Below are 10639 nucleotides of genomic sequence, written 5' to 3'. Positions count from 1 at the left end.
GCCCGCGCGGGCGCGCCGCCGCGCGGCTGCTGCCGCCGACGCGGCTGACCGGGCCGATCCCCTGGGTGATCGCGATCCTCATCGCGCTGGTGGTCATCGCGGCGGCAGGCGGCCTTGCCCTGCGCAACCTCGCGTCCAGCGCCGACGACGGGCTGTCGCGCGCCCTCAGCGTCCAGGTGGTCGAGCCCAACCCCGATCTGCGCGCGGCGGGCGGGGCGGCCGCCGTCAGGGTGCTGACCGGCATTCCGGGCGTGCAGGCGGTGCGGCTGGTGCCCGAGGCCGAACTGACCGCGATGCTCGAACCGTGGCTCGGGCAGGGTGTGGCGGGCGGCGACGTGCCGATCCCGGCGCTGATCGATGTCGAGCTGTCCCGCAGCGCCTCGCCGGCAGAGGTCGCGCGGATCGAGGCTGCGCTCAAGGCCCAGGTCCCCGCCGCCCGCGTCGACGCGCAGGGCGCCTTCCTGCGCCCGGTGCAGAACGCGCTCGCCGCGCTGCAATGGCTGGCGCTCGGCCTCGTCGCGCTGGTCGCGCTTGCCACGGCGGCGGCGGTGGGACTGTCGGCGCGAAACGCCTTCGCCGCCGCGCGCGATACCGTGGAAATCATGCACCTGCTCGGCGCGAGCCAGGGCCAGATCGCCGCGGTGTTCCTGCGCGACGTGGTGCGCGAGGCGAGCTTCGGCGCGGCGCTCGGCGGGATCGCCGGGGCGGCGGCGGTGTGGGTGCTCGGCCGCCAGTTCGCCGCGCTCGACAGCGGGATGGTGAGCGGCGGCGGGTTGCTCGCCCAGGACTGGCTGCTGCTCGCCGCAATTCCGGTGGCCGGTGTGCTGCTTGCGCTGCTTACCGCACGCATGACCATTGCGCTTGCCCTCAAGGCCATGCTCTAGGGCCTGCCGATGATCCGGCGCGCCCTCTCCCTCATGTTCCTCGCCTGGGCGCTCGGCTTCCTGTGGTTCGTCGTCGCGCTTCCGCGCCCGGCCGAGGAGGGGATCGCCACCGATGCGGTGATCGTGCCGACCGGCGGCCCGGGTCGCATCCCGCGCGGGCTTGCGGTGCTGGGGCGCGGGCAGGCGAAGAAGCTGCTGGTGAGCGGGGTCGGTTCCGAGGTCCGCCCGCAGGAGTTCGCCGCCGAGTTCGGCGTCTCCCCGCGCGAAATGGCGTGCTGCGTCACCCTGGGCTACGCGGCGGTCGATACCCGCTCCAACGCGGCCGAGACTGCCAAGTGGGTGGCGCAGAACGAGGTCCGCTCATTGCGGCTGGTGACGACCGACTGGCATATGCGCCGCGCCGCGGGCGAGCTTGATCGAACCTTGCCCGCCAGCGTCACCGTGATCCGCGATGCGGTGCCTTCGCACCCTGATCTCAAAACCCTGTTCCTCGAATATCACAAGCTGCTGGCGAGCCGTGCGGCCGGGCTGATCGACCTGTGAGGTGGCTGATCGCCGGCTTTCGCAGCTGTGCCTTCTACGTGCTGTTCTACGGGGTCAGCGCGGTGCTGGTGATCGCCTCGGTGGTGGCGGTGATCGCGCAGCGGCGCTGGCTGCGCCCGATCGTCGCGCGCTGGGGGCACTGGCATCTGTGGTGCGTGCGCCGTGTGCTCGGGATCGACGTGGTGCTCGACGGCGCGCTTCCGCAAGGCCCGGTCCTGATCGCGATGAAGCACGAGGCCTTCTTCGAGGCGATCGACACCCCCCGGCTGTTCGCCTTCCCCGCGGTGTTCGCCAAGCACGAACTGTTCCGCATCCCCGGCTGGGGCTATTCGGCGCTGGTCTATGGCCTCGTGCCCGTGGCGCGCGAGGAGGGGGCCAAGACGCTCAGGATGATGATCGCGACCGCCAAGGAGCGGGTCGAAGCGGGACGGCCCTTGGTGATCTTTCCCGAAGGCACCCGCGTTCCCCACGGCCAGCAGCCGCCGCTGCAAGCCGGGTTTGCCGGGCTCTACAAGCTGCTCCGCCTGCCGGTGGTGCCGATCGCGGTCGACAGCGGGGCGACCTATCATCGCCTGGTCAAGCGGCCGGGGCGGATCACCTATCGGGTGGGTGAGACGATCCCCGCGGGCCTCCCGCGCGAGGAGATCGAGGCGCGGGTCCACGCGGCGATCAACGCGCTGAACCGTCCGGGTTAACAGGGTGGGCGTACCTGGTGCGCCGCCGGGGTTTGGTCCCCGTTCGCGGCGGTTTGCTCAGCCCCAGACCCCGGTCAGACCCCCGCCAGACCCCCTTTAGACCCCCCTCTGCGGCCGATGTTTCACGTGAAACATCGGCTGGCGGGTCAGCTCCCGTGTTCGCGACCGAAATCGGGCCGCTCGTCGTCCTGGCCCTGCTCGATCACCTGGCGGCGGATCGCGCGGGTGCGGGTGAAGAGGTCGAACAGCGTGTCCCCGTCCCCCGAGCGGATCGCGCGCTGAAGGGCGGTCAAATCCTCGGTGAAGCGCCCCAGCATCTCGAGCACCGCGCCCTTGTTGGTCAGGAACACGTCGCGCCACATCACCGGGTCCGAGGCAGCGATGCGGGTGAAGTCCCTGAATCCGCCCGCAGAATACTTGATGACCTCGCTTTGCGTGACGTCCTCGAGATCGCTCGCGGTGCCGACGATGGTGTAGGCGATGAGGTGCGGGATGTGGCTGGTCACCGCGAGGACGAGGTCGTGGTGCGCGGCATCCATGATCTCGACCTTCGAGCCCAGCTGCGTCCAGAAGTCGCCAAGTGCTTGAACTGCTTGCGCGTCTGCGCCCTCGGGCGGGGTGATGATGCACCAGCGTCCGGCGAACAGGGTGGCGAAGCCCGCCTCCGGCCCGCTCTGCTCGGTCCCTGCCACGGGGTGCGCGGGGATGATGGTGACGCCCGGCAGCGCCTCGGCCAGCGCGGTCGCGACCGCCTCTTTGGAGGAGCCGACGTCGCTGACGATCGCGCCCGGTTTGAGCCCCGCTGCGATGGCCCGCGCCGCATCGCCCATCGCGCCGACAGGGACGCAGAGTATGACGAGATCGGCCTCCGCGACGGCGGCCTCGGGCGTGTCATACACCGTGCCGACCAGCCCGCGCGCCGCGGCCCGCTCGCGCACGCTCGCGTCGCGGTCCCAGCCGGTGGTGGTGACGGCAAGCCCGCGCGCCTTGACCGCGAGGCCGATCGAGCCGCCGAGGAGGCCAAGGCCGATAATGGCGAGACGCCGGATCGTCACACCGCCTCTCCGCACAGCTTGCGCAAGGTGGCGATCACGTCCGAGGTCGCCTGCGTGGTGCCGATAGTGATGCGCAAGGAGCGCGGCAGGCCCTGCGAGGGCAGGTGGCGCACGGCATACCCGGCGTCCGACAGCGCCTCGAGCGCGGCGGCGGCTGTCACGTCGCCCTCGAAGTGGACGAGGAGGAAGTTGGCCTCGCTCGGGGAAGCGGAGATGCCGTGGTTGCCGAGCGCCGCGACGGCGTCCGCCAGCCGCGCGCGTTCGCGGGCGTTGTGCTCGCGGCTGGCGGCGACGAAGTCCTGGTCGCCGAGCGCCGCGAGCGCTGCCTTCTGGCCGCTCACCGAGACGTTGAAGGCACCGCGCAGCCGGTTGACGAGGTCGACGAGGTGCGGGGCGCCGGTGATCCATCCCACGCGCTCTGCAGCAAGGCCATAGGCCTTGGAGAAAGTCCGGCTGACGAGCACGTTCTCGTGCGCGGCGGCAAGCGCGAAGCCCGTGCGCTGGAGGGCGGGATCGACATATTCGCCATAGGCCTCGTCGACCACCAGCAGCACGTCGGAGGGGAGCCCGGCGTGGAGGCGGACAACCTCGGCGGGGGGCAGGAAGGTGCCGACGGGGTTGTTGGGGTTGTCGAGCAACACCACGCGGGTGCGCTGCGTCACCGCCGCCAGCAGGTTGTCGACGCCCGCGCCGTAGCCCTCGGGCTCGGCGAGCACCGGGGTGGCGCCGACCTTCTGCGCCAGCAGCGGGTAGAGCGAGAAGGAATAGCGCGAGGCGAGCACCTCGTCCCCCGGCCCGGCGAGCGCCTGCACCGCGCAATGGAGGAGCTCGCCCGATCCCGTGCCGCATACGATCCGGTCCGGGTCGAGCCCGTGCACCGCAGCGATGGCCTCGCGCAGCGCCCGCGCATCGGGATCGGGATAGTCCGCTGCAATATGCCCCTGCGCCAGCGCCGCCAGCGCCGCCGGGCTCGATCCGAGCGGGTTCTCGTTGGCCGAGAGCTTTACCAGCGGCTTCCCGCTCGCCGACTTCGACTTGCCGGGCACGTAGGCGTGGATCTCGGCGATCCAAGGCTTGGGCTGTGGTCTTGCCATCGTCATGGTGATGCGCCGCTTGAAGAAAAGGCAGTGGTTGGGCAAGCCCAGCTTCGCTTCCGACAAGCTCAGCACGGACAGAGTCTAGAAAAAATCCCCTAACCGCTCGCCCCGAGCTTGTCGAAGGGCTGTTTTTGCTCTTTGGCTTGCCACCCGATGTCGCCGCACCCCGTTTCCCCTGTCTACCGCATCCCCCAGCCCCTGCCGCTCGACAGCGGGCAGGTGCTCGAGGACGCCGAGATCGCCTACGAGACCTACGGCACGCTCGCGTCCGACGCCTCGAACGCGGTGCTGGTGTGCCACGCGCTGACCGGCGACCAATACCTCGCCAGCCCGCACCCGATCACCGGCAAGCCGGGGTGGTGGGACCGCATGGTGGGGCCGGGCAAGCCGATCGACACGGATCGCCACTTCGTGATCTGCGCCAACGTCATCGGCTCGTGCTTGGGATCGAGCGGCCCCGCCAGCCTCGCCCCAGATGGTGCGCCTTATGCCATGCGCTTCCCGGTCATCACCATCCGCGACATGGTGCGCGGGCTCGTCGCCCTGCTCGACGGGCTGGGGATTGCGCGCCTGCACGCCGTCGTCGGCGGTTCGATGGGCGGGATGCAGGCGCTGAGCCTCGCCGCCAACTGGCCCGAACGGGCCGCGCGCGTGCTGGTGATCGCCTCGACCGCGCGGCACTCGGCGCAGAACATCGCCTTTCACGAGGTCGGGCGGCAGGCGATCATGGCCGATCCGGCCTGGGCGGGGGGCGACTACTATGCCGCCGACGCCAAGCCCGACAACGGCCTCGCCGTTGCGCGCATGGCGGCGCACATCACCTACCTTTCGGAAGCGGGCCTCACCGAGAAGTTCGGCCGCCGCCTCCAGGACCGCGACGCCAAGAGCTTCGGCTTCGACGCCGATTTCCAGGTCGAGAGCTACCTGCGCTATCAGGGCAGCGGCTTCACCCGCCGCTTCGACGCGAACTCCTACCTCTACATCACCCGCGCCATGGACTATTTCGACATCGCCGAGGAACACGGCGGCAAGCTCGCCGACGCCTTCGCCGGTACGCAGGCGCGGTTCTGCATCGTCAGCTTCGACACCGACTGGCTCTACCCCACCGCCGAGAGCCGCCATGTGGTCCACGCGCTGAACGCGGCGGGCGCCAAGGTCAGCTTCGTCGAGCTCAGCGCGCCGCACGGGCACGACAGCTTCCTCCTCGAGCACGACCAGCTCGACCGGGTGGTGAAGGGCTTCATCGAATGACCTTGCGCCCCGACCTGGCCGTCATCGCCGCCCATGTCGTGCCCGGCAGCCGGGTGCTCGATATCGGCTGCGGGGACGGCGCGCTAATGGCCGAACTCGAAACCGCGAGCGGGTGCGATGCGCGCGGGATGGAACTGGACGGAGCGATGGTCGAGCGCTGCGTTTCGCGGGGCCTCAGCGTGGTGCAGGGCGATGCCAATCTCGATCTCGCCAACTACCCCGATAAGGCCTTCGATTACACGATCCTCAGCCAGACGCTGCAGACCGCGACACGGCCCGACCTGATGCTCGACGAATTGCTGCGCGTCGGGCGGCGGGCCTTCGTCTCGTTCCCCAACTTCGCGCATTGGCGCACCCGCCTGGCGCTGCTGCTGGGCGGGCGGATGCCGGTCACCCGCGCATTGCCGGTGAGCTGGTACGAGACGCAGAACATCCACCACGTGACAGTCGAGGACTTCCGCGACCTTGCCCGGCTCAAGCGGGCCAAGCTCGAGCGGGCGTGGTTCTTCTCGAACGAGATGCAGATCGGCGCGCCAGCAGCAAACTGGCGCGCCGAATTCGCGGTGTTCGAATTGAGCCGGTAAGCCAACTTTGGTGGCGCAGACCCCCCGCCCGCATCAGCGAGCGCGCAAACCCGTCACGCCCGGTGCAGCATACACAGCTTGTGACCGTCGAGGTCGCGCACATAGCCGAGGTTCAGGGTTCCCATCGCCCCCGTGCGCGGGCCCGGCGGGTCTTCGATCGACGTGCCGCCGGCCGCCACTGCCGCATCGTGGAAGGCCTGCACCTGCTCGAGGCTGTCGCAGGCGAAGCCGATCGTCGAGCCGTTCGCGCAGGTCGCTTCCTGATCGTTGATCGGCTCGCTGATCGAGAACATCCCGCCCTTGTGCATCCAGAAAGCACGCTTGTGCCCCGTGCTTGCGACATTGATCATGCCTGGTCCCGCCCCGAGCGTGGCGAGCACCTTGTCGTAGAATTCCTTGGCGCGGTCGAAATTGCTCGTCCCGAGCATGACGTGGCTGAACATGGCTGTGCCTCTCCTCTCAAAAGGTGAGTGGCGGAGTAAAACTTATCGGCCCGCGCGGCAACGTGCTTTTGCGGTAGCCTCAGGTTCATGTCGCGGTCCATAGGAGGGGCCATGCCCATCCTGCTCCTTGGCGCTGCGCTTGCGCTCCAACCCGCTCCTCCCGCCGCGTCGCCGCCGGAATCGCCCGCTTCTGCCGTCACGCTCGAGCAGCTTCCGCTGGAACAGGCGGCTGCGGCGCGCTGCGCGATCGCCTTCGCGACGATCGGCCGGTGGCAGCGCGCCGGCGATTCGCGCGGGGCGGCCTATCCGGCGGCGGATACTGACGGGGGACGAGAATTCTTCGTGCAGGTGATGGCCAAGCTCATGGAAAGGGCAGGCTTGAGCCGTGATGATGTGGTCGCGCTCGCCACGCGCGGGGTCGAGGATCACGACCGTCCGGGCGGCGCGGAGCGGGTTGCGGCGCTGATGCCGGCCTGCCAGATGATGAAATCCGCCGCAGGGCTGTGAACCGCCGACATATCCCCGCGCGCACCGGGCCGAGTGCTGGATTTGCCGTCCATGTTGGGGCATGGCATCGCCCACCATGTGGCATCTCTACCAGTTCCCGCTCTGCCCGTTCAGCCGCAAGATCAGGCTGCTGCTGAGCGAAAAGAACATCCCCTTCGAACTTGTCCGCGAGGATCCGTGGGCCGCCTCGGAGATGTTCTTCGATCTGAACCCCGCAGGCCGCACCCCGGTGATCGTCAACCGCGAAAAGGCCATCACCATCCCCGATAGTCGCGCGATCGCGGAGTATTTCGAGGAGACGGTGGACCGCAACCCGATGATCAACGGAACCGCCGCTCAGCGCGCCGAGATCCGCCGGCTGGTCGCGCTGTTCGACGAGAACTTCTACGCCGACGTCACCGCGCCCCTCCTCTCCGAGCGCATGAAGAAGCGCATCCTGCGCCAGCCCCCCGACAGCCGCGCGCTGCGCGACGCGATGAAGATGGCGCACGGGCACCTCGACTATCTCGACTGGCTGATCGACAACCGCCCCTGGGTGGCGGGCGCGACGATGAGCCTTGCCGATCTTGCCGCCGCCGCGCAGATCTCGGTCGCCGATTACCTTGGCGGGATCGACTGGACGGGGCACGAACAGTCGCGCGGCTGGTACGCCGTGTTCAAGAGCCGCCCCAGCTTCCGCCCTCTCCTCACCGAGCGGATGGACGTGATCAAGCCTCCGGCGCACTACGCGTTGCTGGACGGGTAACGCGGGCCCCGGCGCTTGCGAATTGACCCTGCCGCGCCGATATTGCGCGCGAGCAGAGAGGACATTCGATGGACAATCCCGATCCCCGCAGCCTGACCGACGCCGAATGGCGCGAGCGGCTCTCGCCCATGCAATACCACGTCTTGCGCGAGGCGGGCACCGAGCGCGCCTTCACCGGCGAATACGACAAGTTCTACGATGAGGGCGAATACCATTGCGCCGCCTGCGGGACGCAGCTGTTCTATTCCACCGCCAAGTACAATTCGGGCTGCGGCTGGCCGGCCTTCACCAAGCCCGCCGACGAGGAGGTGATCGAAGAGCACCGCGACACCAGCTACGGCATGATCCGCACCGAGGTGCGCTGCGGCAAGTGCGGCAGCCATCTCGGCCATGTATTCCCCGACGGCCCGCCCGAGCAGGGTGGCCTTCGCTATTGCATCAACTCGGCCGCGCTGATCTTCACGCCGGCGGAAAGCTGATCCCCGCCTTCGCGAGACGGGGAGGGCCGTGCAATCGGCGGGTTCACCCCCGGTTACAACTTGCCTATGCAAGGGCCGGGTCCCCCCTCGCGTGATGGTGCGTCATGGTGGGTATCAATCGGGCAGGGATCATGTCGAAACGGGGTGAGCGCTTGCAGAACAGGGACGCGCGCGGCACGCGGCGAACAGCGGCGCAGCGGGCTGGCGATCGGCCGGATGGTCCTGCGTCGCCCTCGCGCGCGGCCGTATGGTTCAAGCGGCTGGTGGTGTGGGGCGGTGCGCTGCTGCTGCTCGCGGTGCTGTTCGTCGTCTGCGCGGTCGGCTTTGCCGCCCAGTCGTTGCCGAGCTACCAGGAACTGAAGGCCACCCAGCCGGGCCAGACCATCATCGTGCGCGCGCGCGACGGGCGCGAGCTGGTCGAGATCGGGCCGAGTTTCGGCGAGTGGATCGATTACCGCGACATTCCCGAAAACATGACCAACGCCATGGTGGCCACCGAGGACAAGCGCTTCCGGTCGCACTGGGGGGTCGATCCGGTGCGCCTGACGGGCGCGATGGTCGAGGGGATCACCGGCTCGCGCAAGCGGCTGGGGGGCACCTCGACGATCAGCCAGCAGCTCGCCCGCAACCTTTTCCTCAACAACAACCGCTCGCTCGACCGCAAGGCGCGCGAGGCGGTGCTGGCGATGGCGCTCGAGTGGAAGTTCTCGAAGGACCAGATCCTCGAGCTTTACTTGAACAAGGTCTATTTCGGCGGCGGCGCCTACGGCATCGATTCCGCGTCGCGCAAGTTCTTCAGCCACCCCGGCACCGAGCTGTCCGTGGGCGAGGCGGCGATCATCGCCGGGCTGGTCAAGGCGCCCAGCCACTATTCGCCCACCGCCGACGTCCAGGCCGCGGTCGACCGCGCCAAGGTGGTGCTCTCGCTGATGCGCGAGCAAGGCTATATCAGCGCCGATCAGGCCAGCGTCGATGTCAGCGCGGTGCAGCTGAAGCAGCAGGACGGCCAGAATTCGGTGCGCTACTTCACCGACTGGGTGCTGCCGCAGCTCGACATCATCCTGCCCGAGACCAACGAGCCGCTCGAGGTGTGGACGACGCTCGACATCGGGATGCAGCGCGCCGCGACCGCCTCGATCGAAGCCAACACGCCCAAGGGGGCGCAAGGGGCGCTCGTCAGCCTCGACCGCGACGGGGCGATCCTCGCGATGGTGGGCGGCACGGACTACGTGGCGAGCAACTACAACCGCGCCACCACGGCAATGCGCCAGCCGGGCTCGGCGTGGAAGCTGTTCGTCTACCTCGCCGCGCTCGAAGCGGGCTACAAGCCCGATGACCGCGTGGTCGACACGCCGGTGACGATCGAAGGCTGGACACCGCGCAATTCGAGCGGGCGCAATGTCGGCGAGACCGATCTGCGCACCGCCTTCGCTTATTCGATCAACACCGTCGCCGCCCAGCTCGGCAACGAAGTCGGCTTCGGCACGGTCGCCTCGATGGCGCGGCGCTTCGGGGTGAGCTCGAAGATCGACACTTTCCCCTCGATGGTGCTCGGGTCCTCGGAAATGCGGGTGATCGAGATGGTGCAGGCCTTCGCCGGGATCGCCGCCAAGGGCGTGCCGGTCGAGCCCTATGGCATCGTCAAGGTGACCGGGGCGAGTGGCGACGTCCTCTACAGCCGCCAGCCGTCCAAGTCGGCGGCGGCGATCCCCGATTACGTCGCCGCGGGCATGACCGACCTGCTCCAGGCGGCGGTGCAGACCGGCACGGGCCGGGCTGCCGACATCGGCCGTCCGGTGGCGGGCAAGACCGGCACCACCAGTTCGAACAAGGACGGCTGGTTCATCGGCTTCTCCTCCGGCATTACCACCGGCGTGTGGATGGGCCGCGACGATGCCAGGGCGGTGCCCGGCCTGCAGGGCGGCCGCGCCCCGGCGCAGGCCTTTGCCGCCTATATGCGCTTCGCCGTCAAGAACCGCCCGGTGGAACCCTTCGACGTCACGCTGACGCTTCCCGACTGGCAGCTCGAGCCCGACGAGGAAGCAATGTTCGGTGAGCCCGACGATTATTACTACATCGACGAGCAGGGCAACATGGTCGAGGGCGGGCGGCGCGAGCCGGGCCAGCCGGCCCCGTTCCCTCCCGATGGCGAGCGGGGCCCCAATCCGCCGCCCGCCGCGAGCCAGGATTTCCTCGAGCAGGCGACCGGCGGCGCGCTGCCGCAGGCCGGCCAGCGCCCCCCGCCGCGCGAGCCCCGCGACCCGCGCCGGGCGCCGGCGCCGCAGCCGACCTTCCGCGTCCCCGAGCAGTAGGGCTCGGGCCTAGGTACAAAAAGAGAAGGGGGGGGGGGGGGGGG

Annotated in this window: 12 protein-coding genes; 9 read left to right on the top strand and 3 right to left on the bottom strand. The window is 69.1% G+C overall.

Going from position 1 to position 10639, the window contains the following annotated elements; genetic code table 11:
• The 3 genes from OPU67_RS16160 to OPU67_RS16150 all read left to right on the top strand — a co-directional run.
• A partial coding sequence (locus OPU67_RS16160) for a cell division protein FtsX (RefSeq protein ID WP_267621476.1) occupies nt 1-884 on the top strand: 884 nt, incomplete at its 5' end.
• A 9-nt stretch (nt 885-893) separates the two neighbouring features.
• Nucleotides 894-1427 (top strand): YdcF family protein, encoded by a 534-nt coding sequence (locus OPU67_RS16155; protein ID WP_267621474.1) that lies wholly within the window; start codon nt 894-896, stop codon nt 1425-1427.
• Nucleotides 1424-2122, top strand: coding sequence for a lysophospholipid acyltransferase family protein (locus tag OPU67_RS16150; protein WP_267621472.1), 699 nt, complete (start codon nt 1424-1426; stop codon nt 2120-2122). The genes OPU67_RS16155 and OPU67_RS16150 overlap by 4 nt, the downstream gene beginning before the upstream one ends.
• A gap of 146 nt (nt 2123-2268) precedes the next feature.
• On the opposite strand, the gene OPU67_RS16145 is transcribed toward OPU67_RS16150, so the two are convergent.
• Together OPU67_RS16145 and OPU67_RS16140 are read right to left on the bottom strand one after the other, a co-directional pair.
• Nucleotides 2269-3177, bottom strand: coding sequence for a prephenate/arogenate dehydrogenase family protein (locus OPU67_RS16145; RefSeq protein WP_267621470.1), 909 nt, complete (start codon nt 3175-3177; stop codon nt 2269-2271).
• Nucleotides 3174-4277: a pyridoxal phosphate-dependent aminotransferase gene (locus OPU67_RS16140; protein WP_267621468.1), complete on the bottom strand. Its 1104-nt coding sequence runs from the start codon at nt 4275-4277 to the stop codon at nt 3174-3176. The genes OPU67_RS16145 and OPU67_RS16140 overlap by 4 nt, the downstream gene beginning before the upstream one ends.
• A gap of 150 nt (nt 4278-4427) precedes the next feature.
• On the opposite strand from OPU67_RS16140, the gene metX reads away from it, so the two are divergent.
• Entirely contained in the window at nt 4428-5525 is a 1098-nt protein-coding gene (metX, locus tag OPU67_RS16135) for a homoserine O-acetyltransferase MetX (RefSeq protein ID WP_267621466.1), read from the top strand.
• A complete protein-coding gene (gene metW / locus OPU67_RS16130; protein WP_324255379.1) occupies nt 5522-6109 on the top strand; it encodes a methionine biosynthesis protein MetW in 588 nt (195 codons plus the stop codon). The genes metX and metW overlap by 4 nt, the downstream gene beginning before the upstream one ends.
• A gap of 53 nt (nt 6110-6162) precedes the next feature.
• Here metW and OPU67_RS16125 read toward each other — a convergent pair whose 3' ends face one another.
• Nucleotides 6163-6552 carry a VOC family protein gene (locus OPU67_RS16125; protein ID WP_267621464.1) on the bottom strand — a complete coding sequence of 130 codons (390 nt, stop codon included), beginning with the start codon at nt 6550-6552 and terminating at the stop codon, nt 6163-6165.
• A 111-nt stretch (nt 6553-6663) separates the two neighbouring features.
• On the opposite strand from OPU67_RS16125, the gene OPU67_RS16120 reads away from it, so the two are divergent.
• The 4 genes from OPU67_RS16120 to OPU67_RS16105 all read left to right on the top strand — a co-directional run bounded on the left by OPU67_RS16120 (nt 6664) and on the right by OPU67_RS16105 (nt 10595).
• Nucleotides 6664-7059 (top strand): hypothetical protein, encoded by a 396-nt coding sequence (locus OPU67_RS16120; RefSeq protein ID WP_267621462.1) that lies wholly within the window; start codon nt 6664-6666, stop codon nt 7057-7059.
• A gap of 76 nt (nt 7060-7135) precedes the next feature.
• The gene (locus tag OPU67_RS16115; RefSeq protein ID WP_267621478.1) at nt 7136-7804 is read left to right on the top strand and encodes a glutathione S-transferase family protein; all 669 of its coding nucleotides are present in this window, start codon (nt 7136-7138) and stop codon (nt 7802-7804) included.
• 68 nt (nt 7805-7872) lie between these two features.
• The gene (gene msrB / locus OPU67_RS16110) at nt 7873-8283 is read left to right on the top strand and encodes a peptide-methionine (R)-S-oxide reductase MsrB (RefSeq protein WP_267621460.1); all 411 of its coding nucleotides are present in this window, start codon (nt 7873-7875) and stop codon (nt 8281-8283) included.
• Nucleotides 8284-8414: 131 nt separating this feature from the next.
• Nucleotides 8415-10595 carry a transglycosylase domain-containing protein gene (locus tag OPU67_RS16105; RefSeq protein WP_267621458.1) on the top strand — a complete coding sequence of 727 codons (2181 nt, stop codon included), beginning with the start codon at nt 8415-8417 and terminating at the stop codon, nt 10593-10595.
• The last annotated feature ends 44 nt before the right edge of the window (nt 10596-10639 follow it).

It is taken from the genome of Erythrobacter sp. WG, assembly GCF_026586795.1.
GTDB lineage: Bacteria > Pseudomonadota > Alphaproteobacteria > Sphingomonadales > Sphingomonadaceae > Erythrobacter.
This window is presented reverse-complemented; position numbering and strand designations above follow the sequence as displayed.